This window comes from Marinobacter sp., from assembly GCF_052091845.1.
Taxonomy (GTDB): domain Bacteria; phylum Pseudomonadota; class Gammaproteobacteria; order Pseudomonadales; family Oleiphilaceae; genus Marinobacter.
Genome location: NZ_JBQDCO010000059.1, coordinates 1 through 17629 on the forward strand (window position 1 = coordinate 1; position 17629 = coordinate 17629).

General features: G+C 56.4%; 13 protein-coding genes and 1 pseudogene. 6 read left to right on the forward strand and 8 right to left on the reverse strand.

Features of this window, described 5'->3' with window-relative positions:
• Positions 1 to 268 precede the first annotated feature (268 nt).
• The 3 genes from ACTHYN_RS14710 to ACTHYN_RS14720 form a co-directional block, all read right to left on the reverse strand.
• Positions 269 to 1681 (reverse strand): sigma-54 interaction domain-containing protein, encoded by a 1413-nt coding sequence (locus ACTHYN_RS14710; protein ID WP_441813180.1) that lies wholly within the window; start codon positions 1679 to 1681, stop codon positions 269 to 271.
• Positions 1682 to 1819: 138 nt separating this feature from the next.
• Positions 1820 to 3940, reverse strand: coding sequence for a 3-hydroxybutyrate oligomer hydrolase family protein (locus ACTHYN_RS14715; protein WP_441813168.1), 2121 nt, complete (start codon positions 3938 to 3940; stop codon positions 1820 to 1822).
• A 273-nt stretch (positions 3941 to 4213) separates the two neighbouring features.
• The gene (locus ACTHYN_RS14720; protein WP_441813169.1) at positions 4214 to 4576 is read right to left on the reverse strand and encodes a DUF6164 family protein; all 363 of its coding nucleotides are present in this window, start codon (positions 4574 to 4576) and stop codon (positions 4214 to 4216) included.
• Positions 4577 to 4663: 87 nt separating this feature from the next.
• On the opposite strand from ACTHYN_RS14720, the gene ACTHYN_RS14725 reads away from it, so the two are divergent.
• Genes ACTHYN_RS14725 through ACTHYN_RS14745 form a run of 5 tightly spaced genes read left to right on the forward strand, consistent with a single transcriptional unit; the run spans position 4664 to position 11516 of the window.
• A complete protein-coding gene (locus tag ACTHYN_RS14725; protein WP_441813170.1) occupies positions 4664 to 6076 on the forward strand; it encodes a DUF2868 domain-containing protein in 1413 nt (470 codons plus the stop codon).
• On the forward strand, positions 6073 to 7503 hold the full coding sequence (locus ACTHYN_RS14730; protein ID WP_441813171.1) for a GTPase/DUF3482 domain-containing protein: 1431 nt from the start codon (positions 6073 to 6075) through the stop codon (positions 7501 to 7503). The genes ACTHYN_RS14725 and ACTHYN_RS14730 overlap by 4 nt, the downstream gene beginning before the upstream one ends.
• A gap of 51 nt (positions 7504 to 7554) precedes the next feature.
• A complete protein-coding gene (locus ACTHYN_RS14735) occupies positions 7555 to 7950 on the forward strand; it encodes an ectoine synthase (RefSeq protein WP_441813172.1) in 396 nt (131 codons plus the stop codon).
• 6 nt (positions 7951 to 7956) lie between these two features.
• Positions 7957 to 9147 carry an MFS transporter gene (locus ACTHYN_RS14740; protein WP_441813173.1) on the forward strand — a complete coding sequence of 397 codons (1191 nt, stop codon included), beginning with the start codon at positions 7957 to 7959 and terminating at the stop codon, positions 9145 to 9147.
• Between the two features lie 14 nt (positions 9148 to 9161).
• Complete coding sequence (locus ACTHYN_RS14745; RefSeq protein ID WP_441813174.1) at positions 9162 to 11516, forward strand: fatty acid cis/trans isomerase; 2355 nt, start codon at positions 9162 to 9164, stop codon at positions 11514 to 11516.
• Between the two features lie 30 nt (positions 11517 to 11546).
• On the opposite strand, the gene ACTHYN_RS14750 is transcribed toward ACTHYN_RS14745, so the two are convergent.
• Positions 11547 to 12362: an ATP-grasp domain-containing protein gene (locus ACTHYN_RS14750; protein ID WP_441813175.1), complete on the reverse strand. Its 816-nt coding sequence runs from the start codon at positions 12360 to 12362 to the stop codon at positions 11547 to 11549.
• Positions 12363 to 12518: 156 nt separating this feature from the next.
• Between ACTHYN_RS14750 and ACTHYN_RS14755 the strand changes: the two genes are divergently transcribed.
• Positions 12519 to 12887, forward strand: a complete 369-nt coding sequence (locus ACTHYN_RS14755; protein WP_441813176.1) for a DUF6746 family protein — start codon at positions 12519 to 12521, stop codon at positions 12885 to 12887.
• A gap of 7 nt (positions 12888 to 12894) precedes the next feature.
• Here the strand turns inward: ACTHYN_RS14755 and hrpB are convergent, their stop codons facing one another.
• The 4 genes and pseudogenes from hrpB to ACTHYN_RS14775 all read right to left on the reverse strand — a co-directional run.
• Entirely contained in the window at positions 12895 to 15384 is a 2490-nt protein-coding gene (gene hrpB / locus ACTHYN_RS14760; protein WP_441813177.1) for an ATP-dependent helicase HrpB, read from the reverse strand.
• Positions 15372 to 16583, reverse strand: a complete 1212-nt coding sequence (locus tag ACTHYN_RS14765; protein WP_441813178.1) for a YbfB/YjiJ family MFS transporter — start codon at positions 16581 to 16583, stop codon at positions 15372 to 15374. The genes hrpB and ACTHYN_RS14765 overlap by 13 nt, the downstream gene beginning before the upstream one ends.
• A 96-nt stretch (positions 16584 to 16679) precedes the next feature.
• Positions 16680 to 17345: an SCO family protein gene (locus tag ACTHYN_RS14770; RefSeq protein ID WP_441813179.1), complete on the reverse strand. Its 666-nt coding sequence runs from the start codon at positions 17343 to 17345 to the stop codon at positions 16680 to 16682.
• A gap of 140 nt (positions 17346 to 17485) precedes the next feature.
• Positions 17486 to 17629: pseudogene (locus ACTHYN_RS14775) on the reverse strand (heme o synthase); the annotation flags it as partial.

Below are 17629 nucleotides of genomic sequence, written 5' to 3' on the forward strand. Positions count from 1 at the left end.
CTAGGCTGAAAATCCGCCAGAAAACACAGAACAAGGTGGCACTGGTAAATCAGGGGTCCTACTTTTGGTGCCAGCCTTTATTTCCGTGTTGTTCTGACGTCCTGCATTCCAGAAAATGCAGGGTTTATGCCAACAACACTTTTTACCTTCATATCAATTACTTAATACAAAAATTAAACACAGGCGGGAGAAAGCTGTCCGAAATTACGGACAACTTGATCTGAAATTCGTAAGTAGTTGTACAGATATCAAGACATGCGTCCGAAAATCAGGACAGTTTAGCCAGTTTCTCGTACAGCACAGAGCGGGAAATTCCCAACAGTTTGGCAGCCTTGGTACGGTTGCCGCGGCTTGCCACCAGCGCTTCCTCCAGTGCATGAGACTCAGCTTCAGCCAGTGTTTCAGCCAGGGGTCTGACCGGGCGCGGCGCCAGTTGGGAATCCGTGCGTACACTATTGCGAGGCAACACCTTGAACACGGCATCGGCATCCAGAACTCCGCTATCTTCTCCCATGGTCAGCGCCCGCTCCAGCACATTGCGCAACTCGCGGATGTTTCCCGGCCAACTGTAACTGGCCAGAGCCGACACGCCGGCATCGGTAATCTCGGCGCGCACGCCCTGGCTTTCGCTTATGTCCCACAACAGGGTTTCACACAAAAGCCCCAGATCGACCAGGCGATCCCGCAATGGCGGTATGGGAATTTCCAGTACATTCAACCGGTAATATAAATCCGAGCGAAAACTGCCTTCGGCTATCATGGCGTCCAGGTTGCGGCTGGTGGCCGCAATTACCCGAACATCAACCAGGGCAACCTTGTTGGAACCCAGAGGTTCAACTTCACCTTCCTGCAAGGCTCGCAACAGCTTGGCTTGCAACGCCAGGGGCATGTCACCGACTTCGTCCAGAAACAAAGTACCGCCGTCGGCCAGCTGAAACTTCCCTTCACGCAGTTTACGATCGGCACCGGTATAGGCCCCTGGCGCAACGCCGAAGAACTCGGCTTCCAGAAGATTATCGGGAATGGCCGCCACGTTCACCCCTACAAAAGGCTTTTCGGCGCGGTTGGAAATGGAGTGAATGGCCTGGGCAAGCACCTCTTTACCGGTACCGGTCTCACCCAGCACCAATACGGCCATATCGCGACCGGAAGCAAGCCGCGCACGGCGCTTTACCTCAAGTGCACCAGGGCTGGCGCCTACAAAATCCCCCAGGCTGTAACGAGTACTACGGACTTTTTTTGCCAACGCTTTGCGGGCCGCCGCAAGATCTTGGTGCAAACGACGGTATTTGCTCACCAGTGGCGTGAGTGGTTGCAGGTCATCGTAGAGTACAAACGCCACAGCGCCTTCAATCTCGCCAGCTTTGTCGTAATAGGGCAGCCGGGTAACGACCAGCTGCTGTTGCTGATATTCCATGATATCCAGTAACAGTGGTTTACCGGTTTCTACCACCTCAGGCATGCGGGTTTCCGGAATTATCTGGCGCACTTGGCGCCCAATGACGGTTGCCGGCTCTTTCAGGCCTAACAGCTGGGAGTATCGATTGTTTATCCAGGTAATGCGAGATTGTCGATCCACCGCAATCGCGCCTGCGCTGGCTTCTTCAAACATGGGAAACAACGCTTCGATAAGCTCCCGGGTCAACTCGCTTTTATTTTTCTCACCAAACAACTGCGTCATGTAGCGTGTACCGCCGGGTTCAATGCCATTCATAGTAAAAGCCCTGACACCCGGCTGTACCGGGTGCCCTGTCGGAAGTATATGGCCCTCTCCTCAAGGTGAGCAAATAGAAGAGGGCTTGGGACGGCCCAAACGCCGCTAATCAGGTATGCGCAACTCGCTATCAACCAGACGAATAAGGTTTTCCTCCGGTGGCTGTGCAGCTACTGCAGGCAGATTGGTCAATGCCAGCGGCGTGGCGAGATCTCCCCTGGGTACAGCACGGACGACCTGGCTTGGTGGCAACTCAGTATCTTTGGTCAGGCGTTCCCACACCAGGTCCAGGGCCTGGAAATAGTAGTGATGCAGCGGCACATACCGACTGCCAACTCCGTCAAACTGGTTCAGTACATCCAGATGGTGAGCATTGAGCACTTCGTAGTAACGCAGCTCGCTGCTCTGGCCCTCTACACGCTGGTTTAGCCCGAAATAAGGCCGAGAGGCGTGATTGACAGGGAGAATGGCATCGGCACGCCCCGTCACAAACACGGCGGGCTTGCCCTGTAGATTGCCGGTCGCGCGAATGTCGCTAATGCCTTCCGCAATGGCGCCAGCGAGGGCAGCCTGCTCACCGGTCAACTCACTTCCGGTTACCACATCACGGCCCATGGCCAGGCTGTGCAGGCACAACAGGGCATCCAGACCGTAATCCACCTGGCTGCTACTGGGAGAGGCACTGGTGGGAAGAGCCGTGGGCTGGCCTTCAGCCTGATCGTAAACGATATTGACCCCGGCCGTGGGTGGAATACCGTTGCTGGTTGCAAAGGCGGCTGCTTCAGGAGCCGGCGCAAACGGTGTGACCGCCCCATTATCATCCGTTGCGGCCAGGCTTAGCCCACACACTCGGTCTTCAACACCGGCTCTACCATAGGCGTTGGCGTAGGTCATGGAAATGCTCTGGGCAACCTTGGAGGCAAAATGCACAGGCGCAAGCAGGTTTTGCTCGGGCTGGATACCGAAGTCCTCGTTCAGGATACGCTGTGCTTCGGTGGCGTAGTCGTCAATGGTTGCGCTGGCAGCGCCTGCGAGCAGTCCTTTGTTAGCCAGTGAGTTACAGATATTGTCGCGCACGTCTGATGGGTTGAGGGCGTTCAGTGGTGCGGTATCCCGAATGGCTGGCGCCTGGTTGGCGCAACCCTGATACACAGCCAGTGCCGTGGTGTATTCAAGCAGGCTACGACTGTGGCCAGCAATTGGCGCATTGTCTCCCTGCACAATGGTAAAACCGGTATCAACCGTTGGGTTTACGTTGGGTTCGGATACCGCGACACCGTCAATCAGGCCTTTCGTGTCCTGCTCGGCCGCGCGAACTGAGGCGCCACCGCCATTAGAGACGCTCGAGGCAATAACCAGGGTATTTTCAGACGTAATGGCGTCAACGTTATTATCGCCACCGAATTGTTCGTTAAGTGCCCAGAATCCAAATTCCACGGACTGCAGCACATGGCGACCCCAGTCGGCCTCGGGATTGGTTTTCGAGTGCGCATGTTTCCAGGCAAAGCGGTCCGGCGAGGTCGCATTAAAATCACCGCGCTCCTTATCCGTCAGATCTGCACGAAACTGCACAGGTTCCCCGGATGCCGTGAGAGTGCCATCAATTTTCTGGGCGGCGTTGGTTTTCAGGTTATGCGATCCGGTGCCACTGCCCTTGTCGGTGTAGACTACGGCACAGCCTTTTTTCAGCCCCCACTCGCCAGCTGTGCCAATCGCCCCATAAACACCCCGGGAGCCGGAAGATGGCGCGGTAACCATGCACGGATTTTGTACATCAAAGCCGTCGGGCACCTGAGCCATAACCGTCACAGGCACGTTGCTGCCTGGAACAGTCATAAACGCCAGGTATTCATGACCCGGTACCAGGCCTTCGGTGTCGTTACCTGCACCTGGGCCAAAAAACTGCCCGTAGCCACCACCAGGGGACGTATCCACCAGCGCCCGGTAGTTATTGTAGATCGCAAGCTGGCGCAGTTCGGCCGAGGTGGGATTGAGTGGGTCAGCAAAGGCAGGTGCTGTTGCACTGCCAAGACCACTGGCCCCTAAACCGGCGGTCAGAAGGTCGTCGGTGATACCGTCATATTGGGTGTGTCGGATATCGCCATCGATAAATCCGGGAACCTGATTAACCTCAGATGTGTTGTCATCGTCGTTATTGTTGTCGCTGCAGGCACTCAATAAGAAGCCTGTAGCGCCGATCAGCGTACAGATCATGAGACGTTTCATGGGTCGTTCCTTGTTTGTTGTTGTTAAGAACAAGCCGGGTTCAAAGCCCGAAACAACCAATATGCGCATCCTGTGCCATTATTTTATCTGTCTGTTTTCGTAGCTATTTTTATGCTTTTATTAAAACCTGGAAGAGCAGGTGTTCCGATTTCCGGACACTGCTGGCTATACCGGGAGTGAGAGTAAGGGGGCGGGCACCACTGGCAAGCGGCTAAGGCAGCCTGTTTGTCCTGATAGCAGGACACCGTAGCGATTACCGGACAGTTGCAAAAGCTAACCTATGCGAATGAATGGCAAAAGGCTTAGGCCGGCAATCACCAGAATGGCCAAACAGGCTGCCAGCGTGCGCAGGGGTTTGCGCCGGAGCATATACCCGATTCCGCCACCTTCACCTTGCCGGCGCCACTCATCATAGGCTTCGCGCTGGCTTTGCATTCGGTGGCGCTGGTATTCCTGCAGTATGGCTTTGGCTCTTTCGGCCTCTTCAGTGTCGTGCACCCAAAAGCCACCCATACTGATGCCCCAGCGACTAGGCGGGGTCTCGTAAAAACGCACCTCGTGCTGATCAAACAAAGCCCGGATTTCTTCGGCTTCGTCATCAGGCACATGGCGCAAATTCATCAAGTGGTGACGCATGCAGGCTCATTGTCTGGTGTCGGAAGGGGTAAAGCCGATATCCTAACACCAAAGCCCCACAGATCGAATTCACAACCGGAACCGTTAATGACAGATCACTCCCTTCGCCTGCTGCTGGATTTCGATGCCTGCGCCCAAAGGGACAACGGGCAGGCCCCGGCATTTTTACACAGGCGGGATCGCAAGTTTGCACTGACCTGCGAACAACAAGGCCTAACGCCCAACCCAGGGCGCTGGATGGCCCACATGAACCATCTTAGCGGCCCGGGCGCGGGTGAGGCCCCTTCCGCACAAACCCTGGGATTCTGGCGCAGAATCAATAGTGGGTTCATGGTTGTCGGTGCCGCGCTCGGTATACTGGCCATGCTCGGTTTGCTGTTTTACGACGGCGGCCAACGCATCAACATTACCGTTTTTCTCGCTTTTGTAGCCTTTCAGCTTTTGCTGGCGCTGTTGACTACCGCCCAATCGCTTATCGGTTGGCAGCCCTGGCGTCCAGTGCTGCGGCACTTTCGGAACAACTCCGACTCTGCTATTTCGATGAAGCTTCAACCTGTGTTGATGGCGCGTGCAGCGCAACTCGGCGGGCTGTGCTTTGCGTTGACGGGCCTGGCAACCTTGTTGGTTATGGTGGTGTTACAGGACCTCGCTTTTGGTTGGAGCACCACGGTTGAAACCGATGCCAGCAGCTATCACAGCCTGATTGCAACCATAGCGTCACCCTGGGCCTGGCTATGGCCAGCCGCCGCGCCTGAATTTGCACTTGTGGAGGCGACTCGATTCTTTCGTGCCGGCACAGGCGAAGGTTCCATAAACCCGGCACGATGGGGCCAGTGGTGGCCATTTATCACTATGCTTTGGGCCACTGGGGCGCTGTTGCCCCGGCTGGCTCTTTGCATATTGGCGAGCGCCCTAATCCGTCGGAGGGCCCGGCTCCTGCTGGCCGACCATCCCGCAAGGCACGCGTTAATGTACCGTATGGAAACGCCCGCCCTTAATACCGGTAATGACCATAGCGACGCCTCAGACCAGCCAAATACCGACACCCACCTGAATATACAGCCATTGCCCGATGCCCGAATTGCTCTATGCTGGGCCGGCGCTGGCGACCCGGAGCTGCCAGATGCGCTCAGTGCAGGCAAAAGCCTGATTGCAAAAGCGGGTGGCAGGATGACACTGGCCGAAGACCAGCAAACGTTGACGCGCGTAGCTAAGCATCTGGCACACACACCTGCACTTTCGGTTCTCCTGTTTACCCGCAGTTGGGAGCCGCCCACAGGTGAGCTGGAGGATTTTCTGATCAGTGCAAAAGAGACCTGGCCGAAAGGTAGTCAAATCGCTCTGGTGCCCCTGGCAACCCAACTCGAAAAAGAGCCTGACACGCATCAGGTTCAGCAATGGCTGAGATTTTCGGAACGGGTGGGGCCCGGGTTTATAACCGTTAGCCTTGTACCGACCCACGGGGTCACGCCCGACATGGATGGGGGGATTTTGGAATGAATATCGCACCTGCCTTTGCCGTCGTGGGCCATCCGAATAAAGGAAAATCCAGCGTAGTGGCCACGCTATCGCAAAACGACGCCATTGCCATTGCCCTGGAGCCAGGTACCACGCGCGCCCGACAGTCTTACCCGCTAAGCGTAGACGGCAAGACCCTCTACACACTGGTGGATACACCCGGTTTCCAGCGCCCCAGACGAGTTCTGGAGTGGCTGGAAGCCCACAGTGTATCGGCCTCGGATCACAGCGAAACGGTTCGGGCGTTTGTGCTGCAACACCAGGGCGACAACCGCTTTACCGACGAGTGTGAGCTATTAACGCCTCTGATTGAGGGTGCTGGCATAATTTATGTGGTGGACGGCTCCGCCCCATACAGCGCTGAACACGAGGCCGAAATGACCATCCTGCGCTGGACGGGGCAGCCCAGCTTGGCGCTGATCAACAGTATCGGGCCAGACGATTACAGCGAAACCTGGCAAGCAGCCCTAGGGCAATTCTTTCAAGTTGTGCGCAATTTCGACGCTGTTCGTGCCCCGTTCGAACAACACTTGAGCCTTTTGCGTGCATTCGGACAGCTTGAACCAAACTGGGAACAAGCCCTGGATCAGGCCACTCATCATTTGTCTGCCCAGCGCCAGCGGCGTAAAACCCTGGCCGCAGGCATTGTCGCAAAAGCCCTGGAAGACATGATGTCGTTTCAGGAAAAACGCACCCTAACCCTCGATCAGGTTGCCGGTACCAGCGACAGCACTCTCGCAGACCAACTGCGGCAACGCTGGTACCAGCAACAGCGCCAACGCGAACAAACCCTTCGGATAGACATCGAGCATTTGTACCAGCACCAACGGGTTCGCCGCCAGGAAGCCGAGCTGGAATGGCATAGCGATCACGACCTTTTTTCCGAAGGCAGCCGCAAACACTGGGCCGTTAGCAAACGCTACCTTGCCACCGCGGGCTTTGGTGCCGGCGCTGTTAGCGGTGCTGGCCTGGATGCCATTACATTAGGCACATCACTGGGCACGGGAGCCCTTGTAGGTGGCCTGATTGGCGCTGCCGGCAGCTATTTTTACGGTGACAAACTCAGCCTGCCCGTATTGAACATAGGTTTACTCCGGGACGGCCTTAAAACAGCCACTTTCGGCCCGGTACAAGACAGTCAATTCGGTTATGTGGTTTTGGGTCGGGCGGTAGACCACTGGTGGCACATAAGCCATCGCAACCACGCCGGCCGGGAGTTGCTGGACCTGGAACCTGCCGACCACCACTGGCTGGAACGTCTCGATAAAATGAGCCGTCAGATCATTCAACGAACGCTGGACAAGTGCCGTAAACTGCAGCCTCTGGACGAGAACCAACAACATAAATTTCACCTCGCCATAGAGGAATGCATGACAGGTTACGAAGATTGGCGCTTGAACCGGACCTGAGTTGGGTGTTTATACTATAAAGCTGTTCCATCAAAAAAACGGGGAGTGCACATGAAAATTGTACGAGTTGGGGACATCATAGGTACCGAGCGCGAAGTACACGGCCCAGGCTGGACCAGCCGCCGCATGCTGCTGAAAAAAGACGGTATGGGTTTCTCTTTCCACGAGACCATCATCCCGGCAGGCGGCGAACTGAACCTTTGGTACAAATATCATCTGGAAGCGGTTTACTGCGTAGCCGGCAATGGCACTATTACCGACAAAGCTACCGGAGAAACCCACGACATTTCCGACGGCACTCTGTACGCCCTCGATAAACATGATCAGCACACCCTGCGAGGCGGCACCGAAGACATGCGGCTGATCTGTGCGTTTAACCCGCCCGTTACCGGGCAGGAAGTACACGACGAAGACGGCGCGTATCTGCCGGACACCAGCGAAGACTGATTTTTCTTGTCTGCAACTGACAACCCGGCAAAACCAACACCGCCACCGACAGCGAGCTTGCTGCCGGTGGCGGTGCTGCTTTGGCTGGCAGGTGTTTATATGCGCATTCCGATATTGGTTGCGCCGCCGCTGGCCCCGTTTATCAGTGCCGAAGTAGGCCTGTCACAGACCCTCACTGGTGCTCTGACTACACTCCCCATCCTGATGCTTGCCATAGGCGCCATGCCTGGCTCGCTCTCCATATCCCGTATCGGCCCGCGCAACACCCTGGCTTTCGCCTTGCTCGTCATGGTTATAGGTTCCGCCGGCCGTGGGTTGGCGCCAGATACAGTCACTCTGATGCTCACCAGTGCCGTTATGGGCCTTGGTATTGCCATGATGCAGCCCGCCTTGCCGGCATTGCTGCCCCGCTGGCTGGAGCCTGAACACCTGGCCCTGGGCTCTGCCATCTACATGAACGGCCTGCTGATGGGTGAGTTCATCGGTGCGGGCATTACCTTGCCGGTACTCATGCCCTTGCTGGACAACAGCTGGCGGGCCACACTGCTGGTATGGTCGCTGCCAGCCATACTGGTTGCCGCCGCCCTGTTCCTGCCAAAACGCGACCTGGCACCGCCTGACCGAAAAGCCGCCTGGTTACCAGATTGGAAAAACCCACTTACCCTGACACTGGGCTTGCTATTGGGCGTTTCCGGCTCTCTTTTTTTCGGCGTTAACGCTTACATGGGCACGCTACTGGAACAAAGGGGCGAACTCGAAAATCTCACCGAAGCCCTGTTCTGGTACAACTTTGCGCAAGTATTTGCGTCACTGGTGATGTTAAAAATGGCACGCCTCTGGGTGGGTAAAAAAATACCACTGATCACCATGTTGCTGTGCAGCCTGGCCGGAACACTGGGGACTCTGGTGTTTACCGGGTGGTGGGCCATTGCCAGCGCCACATTCATGAGCTTCACCGCCGGCATATTGCTAATCATGATGGTAGCCTTGCCGCCACTGCTGGTATCCGCCAGCGAGACCGGCCGACTATCGGCCGGCAACTTTCTGGTTGGCTACAGCATTGCCTTCGCCGTGCCCATGCTGGGCGGCTTGCTTTCAGACTGGACCGGCGACATAAGACACGCCATTATTGTGATGCTGGCCTATGGCATTGTGGTGTCACCACTGGCCATCAAAATAAACCTGAACCGACGCTAAAGCGAATTCCACTCATGGCGCAACTCATCACGGCCGCACTCATTACCCTGCTGTTTTTGGCCGGTTGTGCTGAAAATGCCGCGCCGCCCAGCTTCAAACAGGCACTGCCCACCGCGACCCAACAACCAGTCAGCTTCAGCAAAGACGTACGCCCTATCGTGGAAGCCAAATGCCTGGCCTGCCACGGCTGTTTTGACGCACCCTGTCAGCTGAAAATGGAAACCCCCGACGGCCTCATTCGAGGAGCCCACAAAGACTCCGTATACAACGGCTCGCGCCTTGATAACCAAAAAACCACCCGCCTGGGTATAGACGCCCAAACCGAACAACAATGGCGCGGCATGGGCTTCTATTCCGTACTGGCCCGAGGCGACCAACCCCGCAATCTCTTTGAAAACATGATCCGCCTGGGCAAACAGTACGAATTTGCACCCAACAGCAAGCTGCCAAAAGACATAGAGCTGGGCCTGTCGCGGGCCAACCGGTGTGTCAGCAACGCTGATTTCCCGGATTACGCCAGCGACCACCCCTACGAAGGCATGCCACTGGCCACAACCAGCCTGACCGACAACGAATACGCCACACTCACCGGCTGGCTCAACCAGGGTGGAGCCATCAGCCCGCTGGCTATGGAAGTGAGTGAAGCCGAACAAACGCACATTCAACGCTGGGAAACCTGGCTTAACGAAGGTAGCCAGCGCCAACAACTGCTCAGTCGTTGGATCTACGAACACCTCTATCTCGCCCATCTGTACTTTGAAGAAGATGGCGCTGACACTCGCTTCTTTGAAATCGTGCGCTCCCACACCCGGCCCGGCACACCCATTGATATTATCGCCACCCGTCGCCCCAACGATGACCCCAAGGGCCAGGTGTACTATCGCCTGCGCCCGGTAGCCGGCAGCATTGTGCACAAGCGCCACATAACTTTCAGGTTTGGTGAGAAACAATTCAAGCGAACACGCGATCTGTTCGAAGCAACCGGCTGGCAAGTAGACACGGTTCCGGGTTATAGCCGGGATAGCCGCGCCAACCCGTTCGCCACCTTTGCCGCCATTCCCGCAAAAGCCCGTTACCAGTTCATGCTGGACAACGCCGAGTATTTCACGCGCACCTTCATTCGCGGGCCTGTGTGTCGTGGTCAGATAGCTACCGACGTTATCCGGGATCGCTTCTGGGTGACCTACCACGATCCGGAAAATGATCTGTATATAACCGATGCTGACTATCGTGAGGCTGTCACGCCTTTGTTGGCACTGCCCGGGCAGGACACCGCCCTGCTGGATTTGGGCAGCAACTGGACTGATTACAAAGGCAAGCGCAATCAATACAGAGGCCTACGCAACAAGGCCTACCAAACCGCTTACCCGAAAGGCGCCTCCCTGGATCATATCTGGGATGGCGATGGCGACAATACCAACGCCCTGCTAACCGTTTTTCGTCATCACGACAACGCGTCTGTGCAGCGCGGACTGATTGGCCAGGTTCCGTTAACCAGTTGGTGGATGGATTACCCGTTGTTCGAGCGCACCTACTATGAGCTGGTGGTCAATTTTGATGTGTTCGGCAGTGTGGCTCATCAAGCCCAGACACGCCTTTACTTCGACCTGATCCGCAACGGCGGCGAAGAGGATTACCTGCGGCTGGTGCCACCCGGGGAGCGTAATCGAGTACTGCAAAACTGGTACCAGGGCGCCGGCAAGCTAAAACTGGACTACAGCTACGCCAGCATGGACGACACGAGCCCCTCACAGGTGCCTTATGCAACCTCCGCCTTCAATGCAGAGCTGGGCGCGCGCCTGCTGCTGAAGTTCCGCGATCTGAATGCCGAGCGGGACGACCCCATCAACCGATGTGGTGGTAGCGACTGTGGCCGTATGGATGAGCCTGAATGGATTCGGCAAGCGGATCAGGAACTATCAGAGTTGTCCGCAACCCGAGCGGAGTTTCTTCCGGCAATCAATTACCTGCCGGAGGTGACCTTTGTGAGAGTGTACAACGACGAAGGCAAACGCACGGTGTACACGTTGCTCCGGGATCGCGCCCACAGCAACGTTGCCTTTCTGTTAGGAGAGAGCGGCCGCTACCAGCCAAAAAACGACACTCTCACGATTTACCCGGGCATTATCGGCAGCTATCCGAACTTTATGCTCGATATTCCAGCCTCACAACTGGGGCTGTTTACCGACCGAATGAAAGCTCTTAACGCAGAAGAGCACAAGGCGTTTGAAGCCATTGTGAGCGTGTGGGGCGTGCGCCGTACCCATCGCTTTTTCTGGGAAATACTTCAAGATATCACTGTCTGGCAACAGGAACACAAACCACTGCAGTCAGGTGTATTCGACATCAACCGCTACGAGAACCTGTAGCCGTGCGGTTCCGGGTTCAGAGCCAGGAACTCAGACCGCTACTGGATGTAATGGCTCCGGGGTTGTGGTTCCCGGACCCCGGGGCTCCGTTTGCTGCTGCAGATAATCCAGAATGGCCTGCTTCAAGTCACTGCCCTGACGCAGCCCTTGATTACCGAATAAACGATTGAACTCCAGCACAAACGGGTAGCCTTCAACCAGCGCAATATCAAAACCAGCGTGATCCACATCCAACTCACGCGCGAGTCGCAAGGCAAGATCGGTCATTACGGCCGGCACAGGACTATTGTCAATTTTGCCACCCTTGGACACGTTGTTGTAAAAGCCCTGATCAGCCTGGCTGCGCCAGTACGCGGTGACCACTTTATCGCCCACCACCACTATGCGCGCATCGCGATCTATCGGCAGGTATTCCTGAACATACAGCACATCCGTTCGCTCACAGTATCTGAGCCAGTCATCGCGGTTCTCAATCAGCCACACCCCGTCGCCCATACTCGCCTTGGGCAGCTTCGCCACAAAGGGCAGCACCATAGCGCCCCAGATATGTTCTCGCTCCTGTGGCCCGTTGGCTTCAATGATTGTCCAGGGAATATGCTCCGGGGCTACCGCTTCAAACGCCCGGGTCATTTCCACTTTGTCGTGCCCAATACGATAGCTGGCCACACTGGGGAAAACCCGACACTTCAGGCCATGCACTAGCGCATTAAGCTGCCAGTACTCGGGGAACAACACCCAGTCTGCGTCGCTTAACAGTGCCTTGTGGCGCAGGTAGTGCTCGGGTTTAAGTACACGGGTATCGGGAAAGCCAAGGGTGCGAAAGATATCAAAAGAAACAAGATGCATGGCAGTGTCGCGCAGATTAAGATGCGCAATTTTTATACAACCCTGCTCAGTGCACAAGCTTTTTATGGGTTAATTTGACGTTCGTCATGGCAGGCAATAAAGGAATTGATAATAATTCGCATTAACTTGAGCATTGACCAACAACGGAGCCATACCATGAAACTTTCTCACCAACTTACTGCCATTGCCGCCTCACTCCTGATTGCCACACCCGTTTTCGCAAGTGATACGAGCCATTTCAAAGGCGAGCCCGCCAACACCCTCGAGCAGGCGGTTGCCAATTTCTCTGAGTACAACAACAAGCTGGAAAACGCGCTGGCTAATGACCTGTCCCCGGAAGCCATGAACGAAGTGCATCAGCTTACCTACACTCTGGAAAATGCCCTGCAGAAACTGAATGACGAAATCGACGAGTTGGAAGAAACCCTGGAGAAGGTTCACAAGGCCTCAGAGCATGCTGATCCGGACACAGTGCGCTCTGCCGGCGAGCAGTACCTTACCAACAGCCGTAAGATCGTAAAGTAACAGAGCCTTATTTCCGTTTGACGCCCTGCTGGGCAATAGCGCTCAGCGGGTCCTCTGGCCATGGGTGCTTGGGATATCGGCCACGGGTATCTTTGCGCACCTGTGGATACACGTTAGACCAGAAACTCGCCAAATCAGCCGTGACAGCCAGCGGCCGCCGGGCAGGCGAGAGCAGGTGGATCAACACCGGCACCTGGCCGCCAGCGACTACCGGTGTTTTTGTCCAGCCGAACAACGCCTGCAGCTTGGCTGCCAGAACCGGGCCATTCTCAGCCGTATAATCCAGCGTAACAGCGTTGCCCGCAGGGATGGTGAGGGCAGGAGGTGCCAATTCTGCTAGCCGCTGTTGTTGTGGGTATTCCAGCAGGCTATCCAGAGCATTCTGAAGATTCAGCCTGGCCAGTTCAAACCAGCGCCTGATGCCTGTCAGAAAGGGGGCCAGCCAGAGTTCCAGGGCATCGGCCAACACCTGATCACTGACATCCGGCCATTGACCGGGGAAGTGTTTGGCCAACAGCATAACCCTTGCCTGCCATTGCCGGGTGCCGGGCGTCCATGGCAGGCTGTCCAGCCCTTTACGTCTTACTGCCGCTATAAGACCTTGCTGAATCAGCTCGGGCGAGGGCTGTTTAAAAGCTGTTTCCGCCAGAAGCAGAGCACCCAACCGGCGAGCTTTTCGGGCAACGACCGTGCCGCGTTTTTCATCCCATTGCGCTTCATCCTGCTCACGAATGTGCGTTGCCAGATCGGCCTCAAGGGTTGGCAAATCCACGGGGGCGGCCAGATAGATTCTGGCTTCCCGCGCCTTACCATCCAGATCCGCAGCTACTAGCCACTCATACCGGGCCAGCCCATCGTCTTCCCGCAGCACAGCACCCTTACCATTACTGAGCTGATACCGTGGCGCCCCTCCGGGCCGTCGTTTACCAATACGATCCGGATAAGCGAGTGCTAACAAGCGGCCAACCCCAGTGGCCGCTGGAATCTGATCTTGCCCGCTTTGTGTGTGGACGCCAGGCTCGCACAGGCGCTTTGCCTGTTGGCGCAAAGCTCGTAACCGATGCGAGTCGACACGCGGTGAACCACCCTCGCCTCTTAACACTCTGATTCGCTCATGCATGTCCGCGCCGGCACCCGGGCCCAGCAAATCCCGGTCTTCCAACAGTGCGGCCAGTTCGGCAGCCAGCCTGCCCAGCCCAAGCGCCCGCCCCGATACCACCATGTGCGCCAGCCGGGGATGAATGCCCAGCGCCCGGGCGGATTTACCGTGCCCGGTAATTGCGCCTTCCGTATCCAGCAAGTCCAACCACTGCAGCAGTTCTGCCGCTTGTTGCCAGTGCGCGGGCGGCGGCGGGTCGATCCATGCCAATTGGTCCGGGGTGCGAGCACCCCACTGAGCTAGTTCAAGCACCAGCGGCGCCAGATCGGCCTCGCGAATCTCCGGCGGTGTATATTCCGCCAGCCCAAACTGCTCGGATTCACTCCACAGCCGATAACACACACCTGGTTCAATCCGCCCGGCGCGACCCTTGCGTTGTTCTGCCGAAGCTTTTGATACCCGCCCGGTTACCAGCCGCGTCATACCACTGTTCGGATCAAACACCGCCCGACGCTGCTGGCCGCTGTCTACCACCACACGCACGCCGTCGATGGTCAGGCTGGTTTCGGCAATGGCAGTCGCCAACACCACTTTGCGAGTGCCCTTTCTGGCCGGCGCAATGGCCTGATCTTGTTCAGTGGCTTTGAGGTTGCCAAACAAGGGCGCGATCACCACATTCTGCGCTACCTGCCCCGCCAGCGCCTGAGCCACCCGGTGAATCTCGCCGGCTCCCGGCAGGAACACAAGCACCGAGCCCGGCTGGTTTGCCAAGGCCTCTATAATCACGTCCACCACTTGGTCCACCAGCCGGGGATAACGTTGTGCAGGAGACGTGGGCCGATAGAGCACATCAACGGCAAAGGCGCGCCCCTCACTGGTTAATACTGGAACGTCCCCAAGCAGGCGGGCTATAGGTGCAGTATCCAGCGTGGCAGACATCACCAACACCCGAAGGTCTTCCCGCAGAGCCTCTTGAGATTCACGTACCAGGGCCAACCCCAGGTCGGCCTGCAAAGAACGCTCATGAAATTCATCAAAAAGCACTGCGGCATACTCTTCCAGCATCGGGTCATTCTGGATTAGCCGGATAAGAATGCCTTCAGTCACCACCTCTATGTTGGTCTCGCTGGATACTTTGGTATCCAGTCGCGTTCGATAGCCCAGGGTTTGACCGGGTTTTTCATCCAGCTGCGCCGCCATGTATCTTGCCGCAGATCGGGCCGCCAGCCGCCTTGGCTCCAACATCAGGATTTTGCGCCCCTGCCGCCAGGTTGCATCCAGCAAGGCGAGAGGTACCCGGGTGGTTTTACCAGCCCCCGGAGGTGCCTGTAACAGAGCGGTGGCTGTCTGTTCCAGAGTGTGCTTAAGCTCTGGGAGAATGTGGTCTATCGGGAGCACGTTCTTGCGTGCCAGACGTCGGGGCGGGGAACGAAGAAAACAAAGATCAGACCGAAGGTCAGTGCGCCGACACCGATACTGAAGGCAGACACCAACGTACCACCGGCGTCCAGCCACTGCTTGGTCAACCAGGGGCCAACCATCTGAGTGAAGCCATAGAGTGCAACCATGGCCGCGGAAAGTCTGGGCCCCTGGTGCGGATGCAAAGCGCGGGCAATACGCTGGGTCAGTAAGACCGTGCCAAGGAACGTGCTACCCACCAGCGCCGCACAAAGCAACAAACCAATGTCACCGGGCCAGAGCACGGCGGCTAATACACCCGCCAGCTGAATCACAAAATTCAGCTTCAGGGCGGAGATGTCTCCCATTTTGCTGCCTAGCCGGTTCCACAACCAAGCGGCCGGAATAGTGCACAAAGCGACGATGAGCCAGGCTCCGTCGAGCAACCAATGGTCGGCTTCAAGTTCAAGCTTTGCCAACAGCGGCAAAAAAGTCATGGGAAGAATATAACCCAGCCCGGCGCCGCCATAAGACAAAAACAGGGGCACGCTGGCACGGTCGAACAAGGGTGATGTGGTCACGGCTTTGCCGTCACTGCCGCGATCTTCGTCTGGTACATCCAGCTTGGCTAACCGGTATGCGCCCCATATTGCCAACGGAATAGACAGCAGGGCCGCAGGCCACCAACGCCCGGCGCCTTCCAGCCAACCGGCACTAACGGTAACCAGCCCGCTGGACACCAGCAAACCCAGGCCTACGCCAATGTACACAAGGCCGCTCATGCTGGATCGGTTGCGCAACACCAGCCATTCAAGAATCAACGCCGGTGCCTGCACAAACACCACGCCGTTGGCGACGCCATTCAGCCAGCGACTGACAGACATTGCTGTGAGGTTGTCAATCTGGGTCGCCAAAAGGGTCGTGGCTACATGCACTGTCAGGAAAGCCGGCAGCATGACGCGGATCTGGCTCACTTTGTGCCAGCGAATGGCCAGAATGGCTCCCATCAGATAACCGAGATAATTCCAAGTGGCAATCGCTGCGCCATCGGATGCGCTGAACAGGCCGTCGTCTACCAGATAAGGCAACAAAGGCGTGTATATAAAACGACCAAGCGCATGCACAACCAAAAGCATAATGGCGCCCGCGGCCAGTACGCCGAAGAGCTCTTTCGGAGTGGTGCTTTTCTGCTGTGGCATAATCTGTGGTCCGGCTAGTGAATGTTCAGCCGGGCAGTTTATTCGAGTCTGGCTGTTCTGTCAGTCTGACCTTGGCAGAACAGCCTGTTGCCCCGCTCAGGAGCGGGCGTTCTCACGGTTGGTTTTTGCCCACTCGTAAATGCGCTCAAAGGCGCTTGCCAACTCCTCCGGATGGTGCGGCGGCTGGATCAGCGCTGCCAACTCACCATTCGGATTCAGCAATGCAAAGTGGCCGCTGTGGTCAACCAGAAGCTCTCCGTCCACTTGGCGATGGGCAAAAACTGCGCTCAGGTTTTTGGCCAATTCGCGCAGTGTTTCAAGATCTCCGGTCAAACCATGAAAGTTCTCACCAAAAAAGGCGGTGTAGTCTTTCAGTTTACCTGGGGTGTCATGCTCCGGGTCGGCAGTGATCAGCAAATAATCGGGCTGTGGTAGTTCATCCGGCAGCAATTTATCTGTTCGCCTCAGGTTGGCCATAGCCGCCGGGCAAACATCCGGGCAATTGGTGTAGCCCACAAATGCAAATGTCCACCGGCCTCTAAGGCTCTCCCGGGTGACCGTTTCACCGTTTTCGTTGGTAAGCGTAAATTCGCTAAGGGTACGCGGCTGGTCATAAACATAGGTGTTCATCTCGGCAAGATCTGGTGCCGGTTCAGGCTCCACGTTGCCCACCTGAAACACTTGCTGCCCAACGACCAAGCCAAAAACCAGAACCACGGCCAATACTAGAACAACCAACGTTATTTGAACTGAGCGATTCATTATAACTCCACTTAGCAGACTCTAAAGTAACGCAGCGACAGTAGGAGGGGGGTCTTTTCTGTCGGGAAAAAATGTCTGAGCGCAGCGAGTTGTTTTTCCCAGAGGAAAAGGCACCCTCCTGCTGGCGTGTCTACACCAAATCAGAAAAACACGTAATGATCTACGAGAAGTACCACAAACAACGCCATTAGGTAAGTTATAGAGTATTTGAACGTGTTTAGGGCTACCCGGCGATCGTCGCCTTTCAACAACCTTATGGCGTAATGAAGAAAGCGAAGGCCTAA